This window comes from Paeniglutamicibacter sp. GQ140, from assembly GCF_059759235.1.
Genome location: NZ_JCAXDW010000001.1, coordinates 120,702 through 143,782, shown reverse-complemented (window position 1 = coordinate 143,782; position 23,081 = coordinate 120,702). Strand labels below are relative to the sequence as shown.

Sequence of the window (23,081 nt, the reverse complement as noted above, 5' to 3'; positions counted from 1 at the left end):
TCCCGCGGTCAGGAACCCGGACGGAACTTCGCCACGCGCACCAGGGCCTCATCGGTGCCCAGCTCGGCCCGGTCCGCGGCGTGGGTCCAATAGTGTTCGAGGGTGTGCAGCAGCAGATCCGGGTTGGCCGTGAGCTCGTGGACCAGGATCACCATCCGCCCGGCCTTTTCCCGCCCGGGGTTCGGGGCCGTCCGGGGGTGCACCACGATCCAGGCCGGTCCGCGCCTGCCCAGGGGCCGGCGCCGCGCCGGATCGGTCGCCTCGATGCCCGCGACATCGTTCCAGTAGATCTCCCGCGGGCCGCGCGAGGAGTGGAGCACAATGCGGCTGCGGGTGAGGTAGACGCCGGGTTCCTGGGCGGTCGCGGCAATGCGCGCCAGCCGGATCCCGCGGTTGAGCACGTAGACGCCCACGCCCAGCAGGAAGATCGTCAGCAGGACGATGAGCACCATCGGGTCGTAGTTGTGCATGATCAGCAGCCTGGCGCCCAGCGCCACGGTGGCCACCAGGATCACCACCGCCAGCCCCATCACCACCGCAGCCCACTGCGCCGAGGTCCGGAATATCGGGAACAGGGTCGCGGCGCGCTGCCCCGTGGAGGTCAGCACCGCCTCGGTGGCCGCGGCACGATCCGCCGCGGGGCGGCGGAAGGCCGCGGCGACTCCCAGCAGCACCGCCAGTGCGCTGGCCACCAGGGCGGTGGCCAGCACCGGGCTGGCATGCAGCGCCGCATAGACCCCCGTGCCGGCCAGGAAGGCAAACAACACAAATGACGGCAGGAGGTGGTGCGCCAGCTTCCAGCCGCTGTGGCGCGGCGCCCACAGTGCTGCCCTGGAACCGGTTTCGCTCATGCTCCCAGCCTAAGCCGCGCGCAGGGTGAAAGCCGCTACACACCGCGGCAAGCCGCCTTCTTCAAGGGGGCACCGCGGCCAATTCTGGCCTACGATAAACGCATCATGGAATCGATTCGCAAACGTGTAAAACTGATCACCTGGCTGCTTATTGCCTCCCTGGTCGTCGGCACCGGTGCCGGCATGCTGTCGGGCGTGCTCTAGATGGCCGCCGACTCACAGGACCCCACGGCCGTGGCCGGCGGCGGCGAGGCCGGGCTTCCCGAGGCCCTGCGCGCGCCGAGCGTCGACGTCAAGCGCGGCTGGGTCGCCTCGGTTGTCGCCATCAACATCGGCATCAACATTGTCTTCTTTGCCCCCATCAACGTGCTGCTCGGGCTGCAGGCAACGTCCATCGACCCCGGGTCGAAGGAAGCCATCCTGTCGCTGGTCACCGCCTGCGGCGCGTCGGTGGCGCTGGTGGCCAACCCGCTCTTCGGGGCGCTCTCCGACCGCACTGTCTCGAAGATGGGGCGCCGCTCGCCGTGGATCCTGGCCGGGGCCATCCTGGGCGCCGCCTCGCTGCTGATGCTCTCCGGGGCCACGACCGTCGCGCTGATGCTGCTGGGCTGGTGCGGCCTGCAGGCCGGCGCCAACGCCGCCTATTCGGCCGTCACCGCCACCATCCCGGACCGCGTGCCGGAGCGCCGGCGCGGGGGCATCGGCGGGCTGGCCGCCATGGGCCAGACCGTGGGCATCCTGCTGGGCGCGGTGGTCGGCTTCGCCATCACCGGCAACATCGCCGTCGGCTACATCATCTGCGCCGCGGCCCTGCTGGTTTCCGTGATCCCCTACCTGCTGCGGTCCAACGACCCGCAGTTGCCGCGCGAGTTCCGCCCCGCCTTCAACCTGCTGGAGTTCGCGAAGGGGTTCTGGATCAACCCGCTGACCCACCGCGACTTCGGGTGGGCCTGGCTGACCCGGTTCATGATGAACACCGGCAACCAGATGACGATCGTGTATCTGCTCTTCTTCCTTACCGACGTGGTCAAGCACCCCGACCCCGCCGGCGGGGTGTTGGTGCTGACCGGCATCTACGCGGTCATGGTCATCATCAGCGCCGTCATCCTGGGGCCGATCAGCGACAGGTCCGGGAAGCGGAAGATCTTCGTGATCGTCTCCTCCATCGTCGTCGCCTGCTCCGCATTGATCATCGCGGTGTCGCAAAACTTCACCGGCGCGATCATTGGCGCCGGTGTGCTGGGGCTGGGCTTCGGCGCCTACCTGGCAGTGGACTTCGCGCTGTTGACCCAGGTGCTGCCCTCGGCCAAGTCCCGCGGCAAGGACATGGGCGTGATCAACGTGGCCAACTCGCTGCCGCAGGTCATCGCCCCGGCGCTGGCCTTCTTCGCGGTGAAGGTGCTCGGCGGCTACACGGCACTGTTCGTCGTTGCCGCGATCATCGGCATCTTCGGGGCGATGCTCGTGCGGAACATCCGCTCCGTGCCCTAGCCGAAAATCTGTGACGGTGCCGGGTCCTGTCTGCTGGCTCACCAATGCCCTGGCGGCCGGGCCCGCGCGGCTAGGCTGTTTCCCATGGATTGGTTACGCGACGCTTCGTTTGGATGGGCCTTTGCGTTCCTTTTCCTGCTGGCCATGGCACGGGCAAACATCACCTACTGGATCGGGCGGGGCATTGCCGCCGGGGTGGAACACACCCGCTTCCAGCACCTACTCAGGGGCCCGATCTACCAACGCGCCGAGCGCTTCATCCAGCGCTGGGGCGTGTTTGCCGTTCCGCTCTCGTTCATGACCGTGGGCATCCAGACGGCCGTCAACGCCAGCGCCGGCGTCGCCCGGATGCCGCTGCTGCGCTACCTTCCGGCGGTGGTGGCCGGGTGCCTGATCTGGGCGACCATCTATTCCACCGTGGGCATGGCCGTGATCTATGCCTGGCTGGCCCTGGGCTGGCAATGGATTGCCGCCGGGGCACTGCTGCTTCTCGTCGCGACCCTGGCGTGGATCCGCCACCGCCGCAAGGACTCCTGAAAACCGGCCCCGGGCAGCGGGACCGCCGTGCCGCTGGCAATTCCGACGGGGCTCCGGGCTTCGACTCTGCCCTTCCTGCAGCGCGTCGGGAAGCGGGGCAAATATTCATCGGTAGGATTCAGGAAACCAATGAATTATTGCGAAAGACGGGTATCGACGTGGCCATCACGACCAGGACTCCTCGCCAGGGCGGCCCCGTGGAGCTCGATGACATCGACCGCGGGTTGCTGCGCATGCTCACGGAGAACGCCCGCCGCACCAACAACTCGCTGGCCGAGGAACTGGGCATCGCCCCCTCGACCTGCCTGGCGCGGCTCAACGCCCTGCGCTCGGCCGGGGTCATCCGCCGCTTCACCCTGGAAATCGACCCCGAGGTCCTGGGCCATGCACTCGAGGCCCTGATCTTCGTGAAGATCCGCCCGGGCGCCCGCCACCTCATGTCGAGCTTTGCCGAGGAAATGCGCGCCAAGCCCGGGGTCACCCAGCTCTTCTTCCTGGGCGGCGCCGACGACTTCCTGATCCACGTCGCGGTGCGCGACTCCAAGGACGTGCGCCAGTTCGTGCTCGACAACCTCTCGGCAAACCCCGCGGTGGCCACCACCCAGACGTCGCTGGTCTTCGAGCACAGCCAGGGCGCGGTGCCCTGGCTGTAGCCCGGATTTACCAGGAGACCTCGCGCGGACGCCCCTCCTCGTAGCCGGCGGCGGACTGCACCCCGACGATGGCGCGATCGCGGAATTCGGCAATCGAGTCGGCCCCGGCGTAGCTGAAGGCCGAGCGGACCCCGGAGACGATCGAATCGATCAGGTCCTCCACGCCCGGCCGATGCGGATCCAGGTACATGCGGGAGTGCGAGATCCCCTCCTCGAAGAGTGCGGCGCGGGCGCGTTCGAAGGCCGACTGGTGCCGGGTGCGCTGCTGCACCGCGCGGGCCGAGGCCATGCCGAAGCTTTCCTTGTAGAGCCGGCCCTCGCCGTCGGATGCCAGGTCCCCGGCCGATTCGTAGGTCCCGGCGAACCAGGATCCAACCATCACGCTGGCGGCGCCGGCGGCCAGTGCCAGGGCCACGTCGCGCGGGTACTTGACCCCGCCGTCGGCCCACACCTCGACGCCGGCCTCGCGCGCCGCGGCCGCGCATTCCAGGACGGCGGAGAATTGCGGGCGTCCCACCCCGGTCATCATCCGGGTGGTGCACATGGCCCCCGGCCCCACCCCGACCTTGAGGATGTCGGCCCCGGCTGCGGCCAGGTCGAGGGTGCCGGCGGCCGAGACCACGTTTCCCGCGGCGATCTGGATCCGCCGTCCGGTGCGCTGGGCAAAATCGTCGCGGGCCGCGACCGCCAGCGGCAGCGCCTCGATCATCCGCTCCTGGTGGCCGTGGGCGGTGTCCAGCACGATCACGTCCACGCCCGCCTCGAGCAGTTCGCGGGTCTTGGTTCCGACGTCGCCGTTGATGCCCACGGCGGCCCCGACCATCAGTTTGCCGGCGGGGTCAACCGCCGGGGTGTAGAGTCCCGAGCGCAGCACGCCCTTGCGGGTCAGCACCCCGGCGAGGTGTTCGCCGTCGAGCACAGGGACCATGCCCAGGTGCCGGGTGCTGAGCGTCTCGAACACCGAGTCAAGGTGCGTGTCCTTGTCCACGGTGACGATTTCGGAGGTCATGACCTGGTGGATCGGGGTGAAGCGGTCGACTTCCAGGCAGTCCTTTTCCGCGACGATGCCCACCGGGCGGTGTCCCTCTAGCACCACCGCCGCACCGTGCGAGCGCTTGCCCAGCAGCGCCAGGGCGGTGGAGACCGAGTCGTTGACGTCCACGACAATGGGGGTCTCGAAGACCGGGTGGGCGCGCTTGACCTTCTCGACCATGTCCTGCAGGGCGGCCAGGGAGATGTCCTGGGGCAGGATCGTGATCCCGCCGCGGCGGGCCACCGTTTCGGCCATGCGCTTGCCGGCCACAGCTGTCATGTTGGAGATGACCAGCGGGATGGAGGTGCCCACGGAATCGGGCGTGGTGAGGTCCACCCCGGACCGGGACACCACCGCCGAGCGCGAGGGAACCATGAAGATGTCGTTGTAGGTCAGGTCGTGTGCGGGCTGCAGATCATTGAGAAACTTCACCCTGTCAGGCTACAGCCGCGCGGACATCGCGCGCGTGAGGCACGTCACCGCGGGCGGGGTGCGCGACCGGGATTCGGGCATGTTCAGCGCACGGAATTGCGCCCCCGCAATCGTGTACCCGTGGGTAGCAAGCCTCCCGATTAGGGCCCATAAACAGCACTAATTTCCGGGCGGGGTTTGGGGTTACCGTGGTACCCAGAGCGGTTCGAAATCCGCGAGACCGCCGGTTCGAGGAGTGCATCATGACAGTCACCGTGCCCGTTACCGAATGTTCCGTATCCAATTGCTCATTCAATGACCACACCCATTGCGGGGCCTCCGGCATCACCATTGGCGGAAATGCCGACCACGCGCAATGCGCGACGTTCATCGACACCGGCGTGCACGGCGGCCTGCCCAAGATCCTGGCCTCGGTGGGTGCCTGCCAGCGCATGGAATGCACCCACAATGACCACCTGATGTGTGCCGCGGACTCGGTGCGCGTGGGGCCCGGCGCAGACAATGCGGACTGTCTCACGTACGAACACGGCGCCTGAGCCGCGACTGTTTGGGCCCTTCCCGGCGCTGGCGAACCACGGCGCCGGGGAGGGCCTTGTCGTGCCCGGGTCCGGGGGCAATCCGCGGGTTTCCTTCGGCGTCGGGGGAGGAGGCGCCCGAAATAAATTGTTGAACAACCTCTTGTCAAGATTGTTCAACAACCTGTAGTGTACTTCTCATCGCTCCCACTTGTGACAGCAGTCACCCGCAACCCGATGGATGGAATCATGGCCACTCCTAGCACGAAACCGAAGCTCAGCACTTCAGCCAGGCGCACCGCAATGCTGGGCGCCATGTTCCTCATGGCAACCAGCGCCATCGGGCCCGGCTTCATCACCCAGACCACCGAATTCACGGTCCAGATCGGCGCCTCGTTCGCCTTTGCGATCGTCGTCTCCATCCTGGTGGACATCGCCGTCCAGCTGAACGTGTGGCGCATCATCGGCGTTTCGGGCCTGCGTGCCCAGGAGCTCGGCAACAAGGTGCTCCCAGGCATCGGCTGGGTCCTGGCGGGGCTGGTCTTCATCGGCGGCATGGTCTTCAACATCGGCAACATCGCCGGTACCGGCCTGGGCTTCAATGCCATGATGGGGCTCGACCCGAAGGTAGGCGGCATCATTTCCGCCGTCGTGGCGATCCTGATCTTCCTCTCCAAGCGCGCGGGCATGGCCCTGGACAAGATCGTGGTCCTGCTCGGAGCGATCATGATCCTGCTGATGCTCTACGTGGCCATCGTCGCCGCGCCGCCGGTGGGCGAGGCCCTGAAGAATGCGGTGCTTCCGGAGAACATCAACTTCCTGATCATCACCACGCTGATCGGCGGCACCGTCGGCGGCTACATCACGTATGCCGGTGCCCACCGCATGCTCGACTCCGGCGCCGCCGGCATCGAGAACGTCGGCGACATCACCAAGACCTCCATCTTGAGCATCATCGTCACCGGCATCATGCGCGTTCTCCTCTTCCTGGCCATCCTCGGCGTCGTCGCCGGCGGAGCCGTGCTGACCACCAACAACAAGGCGGCCGAGGCCTTCGGCATCGCGGCCGGCGACATCGGCATGCGGTCCTTCGGCGTGATCCTCTGGGCCGCAGCCCTGACCAGCGTCATCGGTGCCGCTTACACCTCGGTTTCCTTCATCACCAAGTCCACCACCCCGGAGCGCACCCGCAACCTGCTCACCGTCGCGTTCATCGGCGTATGCGCGGTCATCTACATGTTCCTGGGCCAGGCGCCGCAGACGCTGCTGATCTTCGCCGGCGCCTTCAACGGCCTGATCCTGCCCGTCGGCTTCGCGGTCCTGCTCTATGCCGCCTGGCGCCGCCGCGACCTGCTGCAGGGCTACGTGTACCCCAAGTGGCTGCTGATCATCGGTGTCGTGACCTGGCTGCTGACGCTCTTCCTCGGCTGGAACTCCCTGGCCGGCCTGTCCAAGCTCTGGGCCTGACCCGCGTACCCCACCCTCCCCGGCAACACCTTGCCCTTCAATCCGCCCTTCGAAAGGACGCCAGCAGCCATGACACCCGCCAATTCGCCATCGACCGGGGCAGGGGAGCGCGCAACGCTGTCACCGGCCCAGGCACGTGAACTGTTCCGCAACGGATTGGCGGTTCCGACCGCCGGCTTCTCCCTCGGCTACGCCCAGGCCAACCTGATCATCGTGCCCAGGGACCAGGCCTTTGACGTGTTGCTCTTCGCCCAGCGCAACCCCAAGTCCTGCCCGATCCTGGGCGTGCTGGACGCGGGGGAGACCAGCGGGGAGCTGCTGAAGGGCGGGGACATCCGCACCGACGTGCCGAAGTACATGGTCTACGAAAACGGCGTGAAGATCGCCGAACCCACGGACCTTTCCGAGTACTGGCGCGATGACCTGGTGACGTTCATCGTCGGCTGCTCGTTCACCTTCGAGACCGCACTGATGGAGGGCGGCATCAAGATCGCCCACATCGACCAGGGCGTGAATGTGCCGATGTTCAAGACCAACATCCGCAGCGCCTCGGCCGGCTCCATGTCAGGGCCCATGGTGGTGTCGATGCGCCCCATCCCCGCCTCGCAGGTCGCCGACGCCGTGCGCATCACCTCGCGCTACCCGGCGGTGCACGGGGCACCGGTGCACATCGGCAACCCCGGGGAGCTGGGCATCACCGACCTCTCCGCACCGGACTTCGGCGACGCCGTGGAAATCCCGGCCGGGCACATCCCGGTGTTCTGGGCCTGCGGGGTCACGCCGCAGGCGGCGGTCATGGAGTCCAGGCCCGCGCTGGCCATCGGCCACGCGCCGGGGCACATGCTCATCACCGACGCCCGCGACAGCAACTACTTGGTTCCCTAGGACCGTCCCCATGCCCTCCACGAGCCTGGTCCCGCGGGACCGGTTCGTGGACCTCGATCCGCCTGGGAATTTCCTGCTCCCCCATGCAGGGACTTCCCTGGCGCCCCCAAAGGGCCGTCGCCGGGAGTACCATCCCATCGTCGACGCCCGTGAGAATCGCGTCCTGGTTCGCCCCCCGAACCCCGGCGTGATCCTCCGCCAAGGAAGCGCCCGTTCCCCCCAAAACGGGCGCTTCCTTGGCTCCTTTAATGGTTGCCTACAGGTCCCGTCCCCCGGCCGACAGCCAGAGGTCCACCTCGGCGCACAAGCGCGACTTCGCCGGCTCCTCCAGGAAGGATGACTCGATCGAGTTCCGCGCCAGCACCGCCTGCTCCTCTCGGCTCAGCTTGAACTGCCCGTTGACGGCGGCGAAATTCGCGTCCAGGTACCCGCCGAAGTAGGCGGGGTCATCCGAGTGGATCGATACCTTCAGGCCCGCCTCCAGCATCCGCCGCAGCGGATGGTCGGCCATGGTGTCCACGGTTCGCAGCCGCACATTTGAGAGCGGGCAGACGGTCAGGGGCATCTGCTCCGCCACCAGCCGTTCGACCAGGGTCGGGTCCTCCAGGCAGCGGATTCCGTGGTCGATGCGTTCAACCTTGAGCAGGTCAAGGGCCTGGACGATGTATTCCGGCGGTCCCTCCTCCCCGGCGTGGGCCACCACATGCAGTCCGTGGTCGCGCGCATAGTCAAAGACCTCCCGGAACAGGGCGGGCGGATAGCCCAGTTCCGAGGAATCCAGCCCGATGCCGTCGACATCGTGTCCCTCGGCGATAAGCGTGCGCAGGATCTCCATGGCCGAGGCGGCCGGCGCGTGCCGCCAGAAGCAGGCGATGAGCTTGTGCGTGATGCCGAAGCGTTTCTCGCCCTCGTGCAGTGCCTCGCGGATGCCACCGACGACCTCGCCCAGCCCGATCCCGCGTTCCAGGTGTGCCTGCGGGTCGAAGAACAACTCGACATGCCGCACTCCGGCGGCCTCGGCCCGGCGCAGGTAGGCGAGCGTGATCTCGTGGAAATCGGCCCAGGTCCGCAGCACCGCAAGGTTGGTGTAGAACAGGTCGAGGAACGACTGGAGATTGCTGAAGTTGTACTGCTCCCTCAGCTGTTCCAGGGACGGCCACGGCAGCGTGACGCTGTTCTGCGCGGCCAGGCGCAGGATGGCCTCGGGCTCCAGCGTCCCTTCGAGGTGGATGTGCAATTCGGCAACGGGCAACTTCATGGTCTTGGCTCCTGTCGGTGGTCGATCAAGAATAGTCTCCCGGGTCCCTGCCTCCCCGCGTGCACGCCGGGGCGGTTGCCGCTTTGAGTGGCAAGTCACGGATCGGCCACCGCCTCCGGTGCCGTGGCAGACTGGTCGTTGAAGCGCTCGCGATCGAGTGCTGGAGGCCCGCGCGAGACGCAGCCAGTGAATGATCAGAAGGACAGGAACGTGAGCGTCACAACCGACCAGCGGAAGCATTGGTTCCCCGCTGCCCTGAGCCTGATGATGGTGGGCTGGGGCGCCAACCAATTCGTTTCCCTGCTGGTGTTCTACCGTCAGGAACACGGCTTCTCCGAGGTCATGGTCACCTCGATGCTCGGCATCTATGTCGTGGGACTGGTTCCGGCGCTGCTCTGGGGCGGCCGGCACTCGGACAGGATCGGCCGCAAGCCCGTCACGCTCTTTGCCGTCGCCCTGTCCATGACCGCCAACGTGGCCATGATGGGGTCGGTCATCGGCACCGCGCCTCTGTTCGCCGGAAGGTTCATGGCAGGCATTGCCACGGGGCTGGCCATGGCGGCGGCCACCAGCTGGGTCAAGGAACTTTCCCAGGCGCCGTGGGACCTGCACTCCGCTGCGGGATCGGGTGCCCGACGCGCCTCGCTGCTCACCAGCGCCGGCTTCTGGCTTGGACCCGTCGCCGGCGGGTTGCTGGCCGGACATGCCCCCGCCCCCGCGATCCTGCCCTACGCGCTGCATATTGTCCTGTGCATCCCGCTGCTCGTCGTGGTGTCCAGACTGCCCGAGACCCGCCCCGGGGCCCCTGCACAGGGTATGCCCGTTGCCTCACCGCCTCCGCGTCCGGAGGCAGGAAAGCGCTTCCGGAGGGTGGTAGCCCCGGCAGCCCTGTGGGTCTTTGCCGCGGGCACCACCGGCTTTGCCGTCGTCCCGGCGGTCATCCCCGGCTTGGGGGAGGGGCGGCTCGCGTACGCCACCGCGGCCGTGGCCATCACCCTGGGCTGCAGCGTGCTGATCCAGCCGCTGGCCCGCAGGCTGGACACCGTCCGCAATGCGCGCTCGCTGCTGACCGGAACGATCACCGCGTTCTCCGGGCTGGCGACCGTGCTCGTTGCGATCCTCGCGGCCAGCCCCGCGCTGGGCCTGGTCGCCTCCGCAATCCTGGGCTCGGCCAACGGATTGCTCATGGTCGGAGGGCTCCTGGAAATCCAGCGCCTGGCCGCGGCACACGAACTGGGCAAGCTCACGGGGTTCTTCTACACCCTGGCCTACGTGGGATTCCTGGCCCCCACGGTGGTGGCCGTCGCCGCGCAGTGGATCCAAACCGCCTGGATCATGGCAGGGATGCTGGCCTTGTGCCTGGCGTCGCTGGCCTTCATTGTGGTGAACTCACGCAAGTACCTGCCGCCGTTGCTCGAGCGGGTCGAATCGGATCCGGCCGTGAAGGTCCGCGGGCACAAGACCAGCTAGCCTCGGCGGGCAGCTCCGGCCACAGGTCAGCCGGTCACGCGGAAGGCCACATGGGGCATGGCACAGGCGGCACGCACCACGCCCAACCCGGTGTCGCCGAAACCGGGGTTCTCCACCCGATTGTTGTGTCCGGTGTCGTCGCACCAGTCCACGGAATCGGGGGCCGCCGAGATGCCGTAGGTGCCTGGTTTCAGGGTGGCGGGGATGTCCAGCACATGGCTGAAGGCTCCGTCGTCCGACATCGGGGCCAGCTCGCTGAGCAGGACCTTCTGGCGGGCGTCGACCAGATCGATGCGTACTTTTGCTGCCTCGCCGTAGCGCGGATTGCAGGTGGCCGCCGGAGCCGAAACCCGCAAGGTTGCACCCGGGGCAACGACGAGGGAATCCAACGTGTAGCCGGGCGGCATGCAGGGACCGGAGGAATGCAGAATCAACGAACACCCCGGCAGTCCCAGCAGGGCACCCGCCCCCAGGGTGGCCGCCAACAGGACCCGTGTGCAAACGGCCAATCCAGGAACCGGTGACCCCATCCATGTCATGGAACCCAGTCTGCGCCCGCGGGACGCCGCGGGACAGGGGTCGGGGAACAACGTTGCGTCATCGTTGTGGGGCGCGGCCCAAGGCAGCGTCGGCGCCGACACCCGGCGTGGCGATTCATGCCGTAGGGCCTGTCGCCACACGCAATTGCACCCACAACGCCAGCTGCTCGTCCCCGGTTGAAAAGTCCAATCCGAACAATTCGGTGGCACGCTTGATCCGGTAACGCAGGGTGTTGGGATGCACGTTCAGTGCCCGGGCCGCCGACGCCACGTCGCCCGTGGCGGCAAAGTAGGCGCACAGGCTTGCCCGGTACTCGGTTCCCGAAGCGGCGTCGTTCTCCAACAATTCCCGCACCCCTGGATGCACCAGCCGCGGCCGCGAACGCAACACGCGCTCCAGCTGGTCCAGGAGCAAGGCCGCATTCACTTCCTTGGTTCCCACCACACGGCCGGCACCTCGGTGGGGGCCGGGGGTTTCGAGCACCCGCACCACATCCTCGAGTTCCCTGCGCAATTCGACCAGGCCCAGCAAACTGCCTTCCACTGAGCTTACGGCGACATCCACGTGGCATCCCAGACGGGCGGCCAGGGCGGCGGCCGCGCCGCCGGCCAGTCGCATGGCGGCTTGTTCGGAACCAATGGCCGGGACCAGGACGTAGACCATGCTCCCGGATTCCATCGCGGAGACATTGGGATGGAAAATCGAGCAGTATTGTTCGGCGGCAAGCGCCAGCTGGCGGGTCAGCGGAAATGCACTTCCGGGCGCCTTCCCAGCGGGCAACGGGGCAAACTTGAATCCCAGCAGGACCGGGGACACTCCCTCCATGAGTCCGAAACGGGCAGAGGTCGCCGGATCGGAACCGTGGCCTTCCAACGCCGATCGCAGCCATTCGGTGCGCACCTGGCGTTCCAGGTCCACCGCGTTTTGTGAACGCAGGATGTGAATGGCTGCAAGACGTGCGACTTCCAGAATGGCGGCCTCCCCGTCGGGACCCAGCGTGGCCTTGTCCTCGATTACCCAAATCGAACCCAGCATTTGCCGGCCGGCACGCACGGGCGCCGCGCAGCGGGGCAATTCGCCATCGTCGGCATCATAGGGGAAATGGACCACGGAATCGGTGAGCATGACGGACCGGTACTGGTCGGCGTTCTTATCCATTTGAGGAACCTGCCTGGCCAGGATGCCGCTGCGGCGCAGCGGGTCGACCGTATGCCGCTCTAGGTTCGAGTACGCGAGGATGTTCTGGTCCAGGTCCTCTATGGCAACTGCGCCGTCGGTCGCCGTGGCCAACGCGTTGGCCAGCACGAACAGGTCCTCACCGTGCGAATTCGCGGCGTTGCTACCCGAGGGACGGCCGCTGGTCACCGCAGTGATGAGGTTGTCCAGATGCAGCCACGGGACCTGGTCATCCACGACGAGCACAGGCAGAGCGGCATTGGCCAGGTGCGCCGCATCCAGTTCCTTCCCGCGGCTCTTGACGACCACCGCGCCAAACCCATGCTCGGCCGCCCGCTCAATCAGGTCGTCCAGGTCCTCGTGGTTTGGTGCCATGCCCACCAGCAGCAGGATCCCGCCGGGAGTTTCCGGCAGTGGATCCAGGCGGTCATGGATGACCGGGACGGAAATCGAGGAGCCCAGGCCCCGGCTTCCGGTCAGCGGGGTCAGCAGCGGGGCGCCCAGGCTTTCCAGGAGCCCGGCCAAGGTGAGCGGTCGACCGGTGCTGTTCAACGAGGTCCGTTCCTTCTGTGCCGTCCACGTCTTTAGCGGATCAGACAATAAATCGATTTCAAGCTTGGTTTGATCTACGAATTATTTTGGTGAGCTCAATCCTACAGTTGACGCAGATCACATTCGCCCCCGGGTATTGCTTAGGCAACCAACCACCAGGCACAAAGGAATACGGCACACCACCATGACAGTCACCCAGCAAATGCGCCATCCGGACCTCAACTTGTTGATGGACATCCTCCCCGAGGAATCCGATGTATCCGACACCGGCGAATTGTCCATCGGCGGGGTACCGGTCGGCGAACTTGCCCGGCAATACGGGACCCCCGCCTACATCATGGACGAGACCGGCCTGCGTCGGCAGATCCGCCGCTTCGTCCAAGGCATGAAGTCCAGGCGCCCCAACTCCGAGGTGCTCTTCGCCTCCAAGTCGCTGCCGTGCGTTGCCATGTATGCGATCGCGCAGGCCGAGGGGCTCAGCGTCGACGTTGCAGGTGGCGGGGAACTCATGATGGCCCTGACCGCCGGCGTCAACCCCGGGAACATCTACCTGCACGGCAATGCCAAGTCCGATGCTGAAATCCAGATGGCACTGGCGGCGGGCATCCGGGCGATCATCGTGGACAACTTCAACGACCTGGACCGGCTCGAGGCCATGGCGACGAAAAAGCAACACGTCCTGCTTCGGATGATCCCGGGCATTACCCCGGCCACACATGCCTCGCAGGTCACCGGCGGCAGCGATTCGAAATTCGGCCTTCCCCCCGCCGACATCACCCGCGCCATCGAACGCATCGCCCAGCACCCCCTGCTGCACTTCGATGGCATCCACGTCCATATCGGCTCGCAGGTGCTGGAAACCGAGCCATTTGCCCAGGCCGTGAAATCCGTTGCCGAATTCGGAAGCTTCGACACCTATGACGTGGGCGGGGGACTGGGCGTGAAATACACCTACGACGAGATCGCCCCGAGCGTCGAAGACTACCTGGACACACTGACCGAGGCCGCAGCCCGGCTATTGCCCGCCGAGGCAAGGCTCATCATCGAGCCCGGGCGCTCGCTCGTGGCCCGCGCCGGCATCACCCTGTATTCGGTCAACACCGTCAAAAACACGGGCAAGACATTCGTCGCAGTCAACGGAGGCATGGCCGACAACATCGACATCGCCCTTACCGGACAACGCTACGAGGCCGTGATGGCCTCCAAGATCGGCTCCGAGCCCACCGTGGTCGCAGACGTCGTGGGACGTCAATGCGAATCCGGCGACCTGATGTGTGCGGACGTGCCGTTGGCCGACCCCCAAGTCGGGGACCTGGTGGCCATGCCGGCGACCGGGGCCTACGCCTACACCCTGGCCAACAACTACAACGGGGCCTGCAAGCCGCCTGTCATTTTCTGCGCCAACGGGTCCTCCACGCTCGCGGTCGCCAGGGAAACCTACGAAGACCTGCTGCGCACCCAGCAACCGGCCTTGCAGCGTCGCTGGTAAGCCGGCCCCCGGGCCGCCGTCCATTCCTTCCCTCTCGCACTCCACTCCCAAAGGAAACCGCATCGCCATGAACATCACCGCCCACAGCCGCCGTTCCGGGCTGACAATACTTTCCACCGCCGCATTTGCCATGGGCCTGGCCCTGACCGGCTGTGCCACGGACGAACCAGTTGCCGCCGAATCGCCGGCACCCGAGGTAAGCGTCGAAGTGGACGCAGCCGCGGCGGCCGCACTGCCGGCGAAGTACAAGGACGCCGGGGCCATCAACGTGGCGGCCGACATCCCCAACCCGCCCATGGAAATGCTGGACGAAAACAACAACCCCACCGGCCTTGACTACGACCTGTCCCAGGCCATGGGAGGAAAGCTGGGTGTGAAGTTCGACTTCCGGCAACAGGCCTTCGACACCGCGATCCCGTCACTGCAAGCGGGGAAGAACGACATCATCTTCGCCGGGATGAACGACACCGCCGAACGCCAGAAGGTGTTGAACTTCGTGGATTACTTCCATGCCGGGTTCAAAATCCTGGTCAATGCCTCAAATCCCGAAGGGATCGGGTCCATCATCGACCTGTGCGGCAGGCCCGTCGCGGTCCAGAAGGCAACGGTGCAGGTTGAGTACCTGGTTTCCTACGCGGGCGAGTGCCAAGACGCCGGGAAGGCGCCGATCGAGCTGGTGCAGCTGCCCACCGAGCTCGATGCCCAGACGGCGGTGCGTTCGGGCAAGGCAGTCGCCGACGTTGTCGATGCCTCGGTTGCCGCCTATGCCGCCGCCACCGCCGGAGACGGCAAGCTCTTCGAACTGGTCAAGGACCCCGAGTTCCCCAACGGGTACAACCCGGTCTACACCGGCATCGGGTTGCTGAAGGAAAACGAGGAACTCACCGAGGCGCTGCACCTGGCGCTGCAGTCACTGATCGAGGACGGCACCTACGCCAAGCTCATGGAAAAGTACGACCTGGGTGACTTTGCTGTGGCCGAGGCAGGTGTGAACAATGGCGGGAAATAGCACCGTGCAGCGGCAACCCGCCCCCGCCCTGCCTGCCGCGGCGCAACCAGGCGATCACGACATCGTGGCCGTCCCGCTGCGCCATCCCGGCCGGTGGGTCCTTGCCGGCCTCATCCTGCTGGCGGTCATCGGGGTGGCGACCTCGCTGTGGCGCAACCCCAACATAGACCACGCCACGATCGCCAAGTACCTCTTCAGCGACCGGATCGTGGCCGGCGCGGTGCTCACCGTGGCCCTGACGATCATCACCATGGTCCTGTCCACCATCCTCGGGATCGTGCTGGCACTCATGAGGCTCTCGGCCAACCCGGTGCTCAATTCCGTGGCTTGGTTGTACGTCTGGGTGTTCCGGGGAACGCCGCTGCTGGTGCAGATCGTGTTCTGGGGTTACCTGGGACTCCTGTACAAGCAGCTGTCGCTGGGGGTTCCTTTCACCGACTTCACCGTCTTCACCATCGACACCAACGCGTTGATTCCCGCCTTCGTGGCCGGCGTCATCGCCCTGACCACCAACCAGGCCGCCTACACGGCGGAAATCGTCCGCGCCGGCATGCTCTCCGTCGACCACGGGCAAAAGGAGGCATGTTATTCGCTGGGCATGACCCCGCTGTTCACGCTTCTCAAAGTGGAACTGCCACAGGCGATGAGGGTCATCATCCCGCCCATGGGCAATGAGACGATTTCCATGCTCAAGGACACTGCACTGCTCTCCCTGATTGCAGTGGCCGAGCTCTACACCGTGGCCGCGCGCATATCCTCGCAGAACCTGCACCAGGTGGAACTGCTGATCGTTGTCAGCATCTGGTACCTGGCACTGACCTCCATCCTGTCGGTTCCCCAGTACTACCTCGAACGCCATTACGGCAGGGGCAGCCGCGCACTGGGGCCAACGCCCATCGGCCGGGCACTCGCCCTGGCAGGACGCGCACGCCGCAGCCAGAAAGGAAGCAGAACATGAGCTCGATCCTTGAGTCCCCGTCCCTGATCCGCACCGACGAGAACCGCCTGCCGCTGGTCCAGGCCCAGGGGGTGCGCAAGAGCTACGGACCGATCCAGGTGCTCAAGGGCATCGACCTGCAAGTGGATGCCGGTCAGGTGATGTGCCTGCTCGGGCCCTCGGGCTCCGGAAAATCCACTTTCCTGCGCTGCATCAACCACCTCGAACGCATCGACGGCGGCCGGATCAACTTTGACGGCGAGCTCATCGGCTACGCCCAGCGCAACGGCAAGCTCCACGAAATGAAGCCGCGCGAGGTGGCACGGCAACGCCGGGGCATCGGAATGGTGTTCCAGCGCTTCAACCTCTTCCCACACCTCACCGCGCTGGAAAACATCATCGCCGCACCCATAGGAATCAGGAAGATCCCCAGGCCCCAGGCGATCGCCCAGGCCCACGGACTCCTGGAGCAGGTCGGGCTGGGCGACAAGGCGGGGCTGCACCCGGCCAAGCTCTCCGGAGGGCAACAGCAGCGCGTGGCCATTGCCCGGGCCCTGGCCATGGAACCGAAGCTGATGCTCTTTGACGAGCCTACCTCCGCCCTGGATCCGGAGCTGGTGGGCGATGTCCTGGACGTGATGCAGAAGCTTGCCGCCAGCGGCATGACCATGATCGTGGTGACCCACGAGATCGGGTTCGCCCGCAACGTGGCGGATGAGGTGGTGTTCATGGACGGCGGCGTCGTGGTCGAATCCGGCGCACCCGCAGAAGTCCTGGGCAACCCCAGCCATGAACGCACCCGTGCCTTCCTGGAAAACGTTATCTAGCCCAGCCGTCCCTTGGGGTGCGTGTGCCGGCCATATCGCCGCACGCACCCCAAGGGGATGTCCAGCGGCCGCCCGGTTTCGCCTGTTAGGGTTCCAAGGGTTGTTTCAATCGCTGGGAGTTTATGTTGCAGAAGAAGTGGATCGTTTCCATGTCCCTGATCGCCTCGCTGGCGCTCATGACCGGCTGTAGTGCAGCGGACGAACCCGGGGCCCTTGCCGAAGCCAGCGCCCCTGCCGCCGAAGGGGCACCTTCGGAAGCCGCGGACCCGACGCCGGATGTCTCCGGGATCCCGGAGATCATTGCCGAGGTCAACGGCGAGAAGATCACCAAGGCCGATTTCATCCGGATCTATGAGGGCCAGTTCCCCCAGATGGTGCAGCAGGCGCAACTTTCCGGCCAGGAACTGGACCAGGCGCAGCTGCGCGCGCAGACGGCCGAAGGCCTGGTGAACACCGAGCTGCTGATTCAGCAGGCGAAGAAGAAAAAGATCTTCGCCACGGCCAAGGACCTCGACCAGGCACTGGCCGACGTGGCCAAGACCAATGGCATGAATTCCAAGGAATTCCTGGCCTCCATGGACAAGCAGGGCCTGAACGAGGATGCGGTCCGCATCCAACTGAAGACCCAGCTTGAGGTGGGGCGGCTGATCTCCCGGGAAGTCGGGGACTTCAAGCCCACAGACAAGGAACTCAAGGACGCCTACCAGGTCGTTCTTGAGCAGTACAAGGGCCAGGGAACCGCCGAAGCCAAGGCACCGGAGGCTCCCACCTTCAAGAAGATCAAGCCCGAGCTCGAACAGCAGCTCAAGCTCCAAAAGGAAGGCGCCGCCGTGAAGGACTACGTCGCGGTGCTGCGCAAGGACGCCAAGGTCACCACGAACATGTAGCTCCGCCCGGCCGGCGGAATGGCTTGGCTCTACTCGTCGTCGGCCAGGTGGGCCAGCAATTCGGCCTCGGCCCGGTCAAGGTAGCCGCGCAGGGACTCCGCAGCCTCCTCGCGCTTGCCCTCGGCCAGGAGCCGGACCAGCCCGGCATTCAGTTCCACATAGTGCGAGTGGAAATCCGGCGCATCGCCCATGGCATGGAAGACCAGGCGCATCTGCGCCAGGACCTTGGTCATGAGTTCCTGCAGGTGCTGGCTGCCGGTGGCGCGGACCAGTTGCTCATGGAAGCACTGGTTGGCATCCGCCATCCGGGCAATGTCGCCGGCCGCCAGGGCCTTGCGCGCGTCCACGATGACCGCGGCCAGGGCCTCGACGTCCAGATCGGGGCCCCACAGGACGGCCGCGGGCTCGATCATGCGCCGCACCCCGTAAATCTCCCGCACGCCCTCGGGCCCGGGGGAGGTGACGAAGACGCCGCGGTTGGGGATCCGGGTGATGACCAGCTCGTGGTCAAGGACCGCGAAGGCCTCGCGCAGGGTGTTGCGCGAAACCCCCAGCGCATCGGAGAGGGCCTGCTCGGAGAGCTTCGCGCCGGGGAGCAACTGCCCCTCGGCAATGCGTGAGCGGAGCACTGCGGCAACCCACGCGCCGGTGTGTGCGTGGGTTGACCCCTCGGCCAGGGGAAGTGCGGACATCATGGCGTTCACTGGCATCCTTTCAATCTAATCCAAGGCCGTCCCGACAGCCCCAAGCATTAAGCGATGGCCCCGAGTGCTTCGCCGCGGCCAATGGCGGTTCCCGGCTCCTGGGAGCCGCGGGTGAATGTCCCGGCACGGTGGGCGGTGATGTTCGATTCCATCTTCATGGCCTCCAGCACCGCCACGGTGTCGCCCTCGGCCACGGCGGCACCGTCGTCGAGCACCCACTTGACCAGGTTTCCGTTCATCGGCGCCAACAGCGAAGCGGCGTCCGAGGCTGCCGCCACGTTTTCGGCAGCAACATCCATGGCCACGCCGTTTCCGCCGTGTCGGATGGCCTCGACCAGGGATGCCGGCAGGCCGATGTCCATGGCCTTGCCGTCGACCTCGATGGTCAGGGTCTCACGCTCGGCGTTTGGCTCGGCCGCGGCGATCTCCGGGCTGGAGGCAAGTGCCTCGGCGAACTCGGATTCGATCCAGGTGGTGTACACCCCGTAGCGCTCGTTGTTGGTGAAGTCGGCGTTGCGCACCACCGCGCGGTGGAACGGCAGCACGGACGGCACCCCGGCGATGACCATTTCGTCCAGGGCCACCTTGGCGCGGCGCAGCGCCTGGGCGCGGGTGGCGCCGGTGACGATCAGCTTGGCCATGAGGGAGTCGTAGTGCGAGGGGATCACCGAGTTGGTGCGCACCCCCGAGTCCACGCGGATGCCGGCACCGGTCGGGGCCTCGAAGGCGGTGATGCGGCCGGGGCCGGGCAGGAAACCCCGGGCGGGGTCCTCGGCGTTGAGCCGGAACTCGAAGGAGTGGCCAATCGGGGCAGGATCCTCGGTGAGGCTGATGGGCTCCCCGGCGGCGATCCGGAACTGTTCGGCGACCAGGTCCACGCCGGTGGTTTCCTCGGTGATGGGGTGCTCGACCTGCAGCCGGGTGTTGACCTCGAGGAAGGAGATCAGTCCGTCGGGGGCGACGAGGTATTCGACGGTTCCGGCGCCATGGTAGCCGGCCTCGCGGCAGATGGCCTTGGCCGAGGCATGGATGGAGGCGCGTTGCGCATCGGTCAGGAACGGGGCAGGGGCCTCCTCGACCAGCTTCTGGTGGCGGCGCTGCAGCGAGCAGTCGCGGGTGCCCACCACCACGACGTTGCCGTGGGTGTCGGCGAGGACCTGGGCCTCGACGTGGCGGGGCTTGTCCAGGAAGCGCTCGACGAAGCATTCGCCGCGGCCGAAGGCCACGGTGGCCTCGCGCACGGCCGATTCGAAGGCGTCGTCGATTTCCTCGAAGTTGCGCACGATCTTGATGCCGCGCCCGCCGCCGCCGAAGGCCGCCTTGATGGCCACCGGCAGGCCGAATTCCTGGGCGAAGGCGCGTACCTCGGCACCCGAGGCAACCGGGCCGTCGGTGCCCGGCACCAGCGGGGCGTTGGCCCGCACCGCGATTTCGCGGGCGGTGACCTTGTTGCCCAGCGCGCGGATGGACTCGGGGGAAGGGCCGATCCAGGTGAGCCCGGCGTCCATGACGGCCTGGGCGAAGTTGGCGTTCTCGGAAAGGAAGCCATAGCCGGGGTGCACCGCATCGGCGCCGGAGCGGGCGGCGATGTCAAGGATCTTGGCCATGTCCAGGTAGGTCTCGGAACCGCTGGATCCGTGCAGGGCCCATGCCTCGTCGGCGCGGCGCACGTGCAGCGCATCCGCGTCCGGGTCGGAGTACACGGCCACGGACACCATCGAGGCATCCGCGCAGGCGCGGGCGATGCGGACGGCGATTTCCCCGCGGTTGGCGATCAGGACTTTCTTCATGGGGTGTTTCCTTCGTGGCTTGGGGCGCCGGCGGCCCGGGGAGCATGTGGGTTTTGGGTGAGCGGGTCGACCAGTTCAAAGCGAAGCTGCGAGCCCGGGGGCAGCTGGGCCGCGGCCGGCAGGTCCTCGGCGATGACCCCGGCAATGACCGGGTATCCGCCGGTGACCGGGTGGTCGGCCAGGAAGAGCACGGGCAGGCCGGAGGGGGGAACCTGCAGCGCGCCGATCGCAACCCCTTCGGAAGACAGTTCCCCGGTGCGGATGCGTTTCAGCGGCGAGGAGCCCTCGGGCAGGGCCAGGCGGACGCCTACGCGGTTGGACTCGGCCGAGACGCTCCAGGTTTGGCCGGTCAGCTGCCGCAGCCCGGCCTCGCCGAACCAGTCGTCGCGGGGGCCGGAGCTGATGCGCAGCGTGTAGATGCCGTCTGCGTCGGGAACCGGCAGCGTGGAGGGCTCGGGGTTTCCGACCACGTGGGATCCGGTGACGGTGCCGACCGGCAACAGGGTCCCGGGTGCGAGCGGGGCGGGGCCGATGCCCGACATGGAGTCGGTGGAGCGCGAGCCGAGCACGGGGTCGACGTCGATGCCGCCGCGCACGCCCAGGTAGCTGCGCAGCCCGGAGCCCGAGGGGAGAAGCGTGAGCGTTTCCCCGTCGAGCAGGGCGAAGGGCGCGTTCATCTGAGGCGCGCGCTCCTCGTCGTGGAAGTCGTCCTCCTCCGCGGGGGTGATCAGCAGCTGCGCGTGCGCGCCGGTGACGGACAGGACCGCGTCGCCGCGGGCGCGCAGGACCAGCGAGCCCAGGAGGTTTTCGATGACCGCCGCTTCCGCGGCGTTGCCCACCAGGCGGTTGGCGGCCCGGGCGGAGGAGCTGTCGGCGACCCCGGCGGCGGAGACCCCGAGGTTGCCCAGGCCCGGGCGGCCCAGGTCCTGGATGAGGGATTGCAGCCCGGGATCAAGGACTTCCAGGTGCCCGGCAGCGGCCTTGGGTGCCGCGTGCGCGGGGGCGGCGGCGGTGCGGGGGGAAAGCTTCAGCGAGGTGTGCGAGGCGGTGAATTGCACGCGGTCCTGCGGGCGGATCAGCGCGGGGTTCTCCCGATCCAGGTCCCAGAGCACCGCGTCGGTGTGCCCGATCAGCTGCCAGCCGCCGGGGGATTGGCGGGGGTAGACGGCCGAATAGTCCCCGGCCAGGGCCACGGCGCCCGAGGGCACGACCTTGCGCGGGGTGTCGCGGCGCGGCACGTTCAGGGCGCGGTTCTCGCCGAGCAGGTAGGCGAAGCCAGGGGCGAAGCCGCCAAAGGCCGCGCGCCAGGTCTGCGAGGTGTGGGCATTGATGACCGACTCGATGCTCAGGCCGGTGAGCTTGGCGACCTCTGCCAGGTCCTCGCCGTCGTAGTGCACGTCGACGGTGACCAGGGAACCGGCGTTTTCCGGCGCCGTGCCCAGCTCGAGGGCGGGAATGGCGGCGGCGATCCTCCGGGCGCTGGCCCAGGAATCGGCCTTGATGAAGACGGTGGAGGCCGCTGCAAGCACGTCAAGTTGTCCGGGCAGCGGAGAGGCCTCCAGCAGGGCGTCGAGGGCCAGCACGGAGTCGAGGTCGGAGAGCTCGACAAGCACCGACCGGGTTCCGGCAAAGCGCGTCGCTGTCACGCTCATGCGAAGCTCTTGATCGACACGCCGGCGGATTCCAGCCCTGCACGCACTGCCGCGGCCATGGCAACCGCACCGGCGGTGTCGCCGTGCACGCAGATGCTCTCGGCGTCCATCGGGATCACGGAGCCGTCGACCGCAACGATGGTGCCTTCGGTGGCCAGGCGGATCATGTTCGCGGTGACCTGTGCGGGGTCGTGCAGCACGGCGTTCGCCTCGCGGCGCGAAACCAGGGTCCCGTCGGGGTTGTAGTTCCTGTCGGCAAAGGCCTCGGCAACCGGGCGCAGGCCCGCGGCCTGCGCCTTGGCCAGGGCGACGGAACCGGGCAGCAGCAGCACGGGCAGGTCCGAGCCGAAGGCGCGGATGGCGTCGACGACTGCCTGGGCGTGGGCCTCGTGGTGCACGATGGTGTTGTAGAGGGCGCCGTGCGGCTTGACGTATTTGATGCCCGAGCCTGCGGCGCGGGCCAGGGCCTCGAGGGCACCGAGCTGGTAGAGCACGTCGTCGGCCAGTTCGGTGGGGGAGCAGTCCAGGAAGCGGCGGCCAAAGCCGGCCAGGTCCCGGTAGCCCACGTGCGCACCGATGGTGACGTTCGCGGCGACGGCGTCGCGGCAGGTCTGGGCTATGACGCTGGGGTCCCCCGCGTGGAATCCGCAGGCAACGTTTGCCGAGGATACGGAGGTGAAGATTGCGGCGTCGTCGCCCATCACCCAGTTGCCGAAGGATTCCCCGACGTCGGAATTCAGGTCGATGTAAGGCATTTGTGACCCCCGTCTCGTGTTGTTGTCCCTTAAGAATGCACTATGAACGCAGATTGTTCAACAATCTTTCGCAACGGGTTTTCCCGAGCGTTGTTTCCCGGCCGCGCGGTTCGCCGTGGCACATCGGATCGCCGCGAGCCTAGGATGGGAAAACTACAGGGCGTGACGCCA

At 66.8% G+C, this 23,081-nt stretch carries 21 protein-coding genes; 12 read left to right on the top strand and 9 right to left on the bottom strand.

The window, feature by feature from the left end; genetic code table 11:
- Nucleotides 1-8: 8 nt before the first annotated feature.
- Nucleotides 9-851 carry a hypothetical protein gene (locus AC6CHY_RS00670; RefSeq protein ID WP_217387499.1) on the bottom strand — a complete coding sequence of 281 codons (843 nt, stop codon included), beginning with the start codon at nucleotides 849-851 and terminating at the stop codon, nucleotides 9-11.
- Between the two features lie 204 nt (nucleotides 852-1,055).
- Between AC6CHY_RS00670 and AC6CHY_RS00665 the strand changes: the two genes are divergently transcribed.
- The 3 genes from AC6CHY_RS00665 (at nucleotide 1,056) to AC6CHY_RS00655 (ending at nucleotide 3,532) form a co-directional block, all read left to right on the top strand.
- A complete protein-coding gene (locus tag AC6CHY_RS00665) occupies nucleotides 1,056-2,342 on the top strand; it encodes an MFS transporter (protein ID WP_217387500.1) in 1,287 nt (428 codons plus the stop codon).
- An 84-nt stretch (nucleotides 2,343-2,426) separates the two neighbouring features.
- Entirely contained in the window at nucleotides 2,427-2,879 is a 453-nt protein-coding gene (locus tag AC6CHY_RS00660) for a DedA family protein (protein ID WP_217387501.1), read from the top strand.
- A 158-nt stretch (nucleotides 2,880-3,037) separates the two neighbouring features.
- Nucleotides 3,038-3,532, top strand: a complete 495-nt coding sequence (locus tag AC6CHY_RS00655; protein WP_217387502.1) for an Lrp/AsnC family transcriptional regulator — start codon at nucleotides 3,038-3,040, stop codon at nucleotides 3,530-3,532.
- 7 nt (nucleotides 3,533-3,539) lie between these two features.
- On the opposite strand, the gene AC6CHY_RS00650 is transcribed toward AC6CHY_RS00655, so the two are convergent.
- The gene (locus AC6CHY_RS00650) at nucleotides 3,540-4,997 is read right to left on the bottom strand and encodes a GuaB1 family IMP dehydrogenase-related protein (protein ID WP_217387503.1); all 1,458 of its coding nucleotides are present in this window, start codon (nucleotides 4,995-4,997) and stop codon (nucleotides 3,540-3,542) included.
- A 242-nt stretch (nucleotides 4,998-5,239) separates the two neighbouring features.
- On the opposite strand from AC6CHY_RS00650, the gene AC6CHY_RS00645 reads away from it, so the two are divergent.
- The 3 genes from AC6CHY_RS00645 to AC6CHY_RS00635 all read left to right on the top strand — a co-directional run bounded on the left by AC6CHY_RS00645 (nucleotide 5,240) and on the right by AC6CHY_RS00635 (nucleotide 7,864).
- Nucleotides 5,240-5,533, top strand: coding sequence for a DUF1540 domain-containing protein (locus tag AC6CHY_RS00645; protein ID WP_217387504.1), 294 nt, complete (start codon nucleotides 5,240-5,242; stop codon nucleotides 5,531-5,533).
- Between the two features lie 228 nt (nucleotides 5,534-5,761).
- The gene (locus AC6CHY_RS00640) at nucleotides 5,762-6,979 is read left to right on the top strand and encodes an NRAMP family divalent metal transporter (protein WP_254455756.1); all 1,218 of its coding nucleotides are present in this window, start codon (nucleotides 5,762-5,764) and stop codon (nucleotides 6,977-6,979) included.
- Between the two features lie 69 nt (nucleotides 6,980-7,048).
- On the top strand, nucleotides 7,049-7,864 hold the full coding sequence (locus tag AC6CHY_RS00635; RefSeq protein ID WP_498225104.1) for a putative hydro-lyase: 816 nt from the start codon (nucleotides 7,049-7,051) through the stop codon (nucleotides 7,862-7,864).
- A gap of 256 nt (nucleotides 7,865-8,120) precedes the next feature.
- Here the strand turns inward: AC6CHY_RS00635 and AC6CHY_RS00630 are convergent, their stop codons facing one another.
- Nucleotides 8,121-9,122 carry an adenosine deaminase gene (locus AC6CHY_RS00630; RefSeq protein ID WP_498225103.1) on the bottom strand — a complete coding sequence of 334 codons (1,002 nt, stop codon included), beginning with the start codon at nucleotides 9,120-9,122 and terminating at the stop codon, nucleotides 8,121-8,123.
- Nucleotides 9,123-9,209: 87 nt separating this feature from the next.
- On the opposite strand from AC6CHY_RS00630, the gene AC6CHY_RS00625 reads away from it, so the two are divergent.
- A complete protein-coding gene (locus AC6CHY_RS00625) occupies nucleotides 9,210-10,592 on the top strand; it encodes an MFS transporter (RefSeq protein WP_498225102.1) in 1,383 nt (460 codons plus the stop codon).
- Nucleotides 10,593-10,618: 26 nt separating this feature from the next.
- On the opposite strand, the gene AC6CHY_RS00620 is transcribed toward AC6CHY_RS00625, so the two are convergent.
- Both AC6CHY_RS00620 and AC6CHY_RS00615 read right to left on the bottom strand, forming a co-directional pair.
- Complete coding sequence (locus tag AC6CHY_RS00620) at nucleotides 10,619-11,131, bottom strand: hypothetical protein (RefSeq protein WP_498225101.1); 513 nt, start codon at nucleotides 11,129-11,131, stop codon at nucleotides 10,619-10,621.
- Between the two features lie 115 nt (nucleotides 11,132-11,246).
- The gene (locus tag AC6CHY_RS00615; protein ID WP_498225100.1) at nucleotides 11,247-12,860 is read right to left on the bottom strand and encodes a helix-turn-helix domain-containing protein; all 1,614 of its coding nucleotides are present in this window, start codon (nucleotides 12,858-12,860) and stop codon (nucleotides 11,247-11,249) included.
- Nucleotides 12,861-13,044: 184 nt separating this feature from the next.
- Between AC6CHY_RS00615 and lysA the strand changes: the two genes are divergently transcribed.
- The 5 genes from lysA to AC6CHY_RS00590 all read left to right on the top strand — a co-directional run bounded on the left by lysA (nucleotide 13,045) and on the right by AC6CHY_RS00590 (nucleotide 18,009).
- Nucleotides 13,045-14,349, top strand: a complete 1,305-nt coding sequence (lysA, locus tag AC6CHY_RS00610) for a diaminopimelate decarboxylase (protein WP_498225099.1) — start codon at nucleotides 13,045-13,047, stop codon at nucleotides 14,347-14,349.
- Between the two features lie 67 nt (nucleotides 14,350-14,416).
- On the top strand, nucleotides 14,417-15,358 hold the full coding sequence (locus AC6CHY_RS00605) for an ABC transporter substrate-binding protein (protein ID WP_498225098.1): 942 nt from the start codon (nucleotides 14,417-14,419) through the stop codon (nucleotides 15,356-15,358).
- The gene (locus AC6CHY_RS00600; protein WP_498225097.1) at nucleotides 15,345-16,316 is read left to right on the top strand and encodes an amino acid ABC transporter permease; all 972 of its coding nucleotides are present in this window, start codon (nucleotides 15,345-15,347) and stop codon (nucleotides 16,314-16,316) included. The genes AC6CHY_RS00605 and AC6CHY_RS00600 overlap by 14 nt, the downstream gene beginning before the upstream one ends.
- Nucleotides 16,313-17,122: an amino acid ABC transporter ATP-binding protein gene (locus AC6CHY_RS00595; protein WP_498225096.1), complete on the top strand. Its 810-nt coding sequence runs from the start codon at nucleotides 16,313-16,315 to the stop codon at nucleotides 17,120-17,122. Before AC6CHY_RS00600 ends, AC6CHY_RS00595 begins: the two co-directional genes overlap by 4 nt.
- A 122-nt stretch (nucleotides 17,123-17,244) precedes the next feature.
- Complete coding sequence (locus AC6CHY_RS00590) at nucleotides 17,245-18,009, top strand: SurA N-terminal domain-containing protein (RefSeq protein WP_498225095.1); 765 nt, start codon at nucleotides 17,245-17,247, stop codon at nucleotides 18,007-18,009.
- A gap of 29 nt (nucleotides 18,010-18,038) precedes the next feature.
- Here AC6CHY_RS00590 and AC6CHY_RS00585 read toward each other — a convergent pair whose 3' ends face one another.
- The 4 genes from AC6CHY_RS00585 to AC6CHY_RS00570 are packed head-to-tail and all read right to left on the bottom strand — an operon-like array spanning nucleotide 18,039 to nucleotide 22,910.
- A complete protein-coding gene (locus AC6CHY_RS00585; protein WP_217387509.1) occupies nucleotides 18,039-18,719 on the bottom strand; it encodes a GntR family transcriptional regulator in 681 nt (226 codons plus the stop codon).
- A gap of 41 nt (nucleotides 18,720-18,760) precedes the next feature.
- The gene (locus AC6CHY_RS00580) at nucleotides 18,761-20,503 is read right to left on the bottom strand and encodes an acetyl/propionyl/methylcrotonyl-CoA carboxylase subunit alpha (protein WP_498225094.1); all 1,743 of its coding nucleotides are present in this window, start codon (nucleotides 20,501-20,503) and stop codon (nucleotides 18,761-18,763) included.
- The gene (locus AC6CHY_RS00575; protein WP_498225093.1) at nucleotides 20,500-22,155 is read right to left on the bottom strand and encodes a 5-oxoprolinase subunit B/C family protein; all 1,656 of its coding nucleotides are present in this window, start codon (nucleotides 22,153-22,155) and stop codon (nucleotides 20,500-20,502) included. The genes AC6CHY_RS00580 and AC6CHY_RS00575 overlap by 4 nt, the downstream gene beginning before the upstream one ends.
- Nucleotides 22,152-22,910, bottom strand: a complete 759-nt coding sequence (locus AC6CHY_RS00570) for a LamB/YcsF family protein (RefSeq protein ID WP_217387512.1) — start codon at nucleotides 22,908-22,910, stop codon at nucleotides 22,152-22,154. Before AC6CHY_RS00570 ends, AC6CHY_RS00575 begins: the two co-directional genes overlap by 4 nt.
- Nucleotides 22,911-23,081 lie beyond the last annotated feature (171 nt).

Coding starts and splice junctions, on each gene's coding strand:
- AC6CHY_RS00670 (WP_217387499.1), bottom strand. CDS start 851: ATGAGCGAAACCGGTTCCAGGGCAGCACTGTGGGCGCCGCGCCACAGC.
- AC6CHY_RS00665 (WP_217387500.1), top strand. CDS start 1,056: ATGGCCGCCGACTCACAGGACCCCACGGCCGTGGCCGGCGGCGGCGAG.
- AC6CHY_RS00660 (WP_217387501.1), top strand. CDS start 2,427: ATGGATTGGTTACGCGACGCTTCGTTTGGATGGGCCTTTGCGTTCCTT.
- AC6CHY_RS00645 (WP_217387504.1), top strand. CDS start 5,240: ATGACAGTCACCGTGCCCGTTACCGAATGTTCCGTATCCAATTGCTCA.
- AC6CHY_RS00640 (WP_254455756.1), top strand. CDS start 5,762: ATGGCCACTCCTAGCACGAAACCGAAGCTCAGCACTTCAGCCAGGCGC.
- AC6CHY_RS00635 (WP_498225104.1), top strand. CDS start 7,049: ATGACACCCGCCAATTCGCCATCGACCGGGGCAGGGGAGCGCGCAACG.
- AC6CHY_RS00630 (WP_498225103.1), bottom strand. CDS start 9,122: ATGAAGTTGCCCGTTGCCGAATTGCACATCCACCTCGAAGGGACGCTG.
- AC6CHY_RS00620 (WP_498225101.1), bottom strand. CDS start 11,131: ATGACATGGATGGGGTCACCGGTTCCTGGATTGGCCGTTTGCACACGG.
- lysA (WP_498225099.1), top strand. CDS start 13,045: ATGACAGTCACCCAGCAAATGCGCCATCCGGACCTCAACTTGTTGATG.
- AC6CHY_RS00605 (WP_498225098.1), top strand. CDS start 14,417: ATGAACATCACCGCCCACAGCCGCCGTTCCGGGCTGACAATACTTTCC.
- AC6CHY_RS00600 (WP_498225097.1), top strand. CDS start 15,345: ATGGCGGGAAATAGCACCGTGCAGCGGCAACCCGCCCCCGCCCTGCCT.
- AC6CHY_RS00595 (WP_498225096.1), top strand. CDS start 16,313: ATGAGCTCGATCCTTGAGTCCCCGTCCCTGATCCGCACCGACGAGAAC.
- AC6CHY_RS00590 (WP_498225095.1), top strand. CDS start 17,245: ATGTTGCAGAAGAAGTGGATCGTTTCCATGTCCCTGATCGCCTCGCTG.
- AC6CHY_RS00585 (WP_217387509.1), bottom strand. CDS start 18,719: ATGCCAGTGAACGCCATGATGTCCGCACTTCCCCTGGCCGAGGGGTCA.
- AC6CHY_RS00580 (WP_498225094.1), bottom strand. CDS start 20,503: ATGAAGAAAGTCCTGATCGCCAACCGCGGGGAAATCGCCGTCCGCATC.
- AC6CHY_RS00575 (WP_498225093.1), bottom strand. CDS start 22,155: ATGAGCGTGACAGCGACGCGCTTTGCCGGAACCCGGTCGGTGCTTGTC.
- AC6CHY_RS00570 (WP_217387512.1), bottom strand. CDS start 22,910: ATGCCTTACATCGACCTGAATTCCGACGTCGGGGAATCCTTCGGCAAC.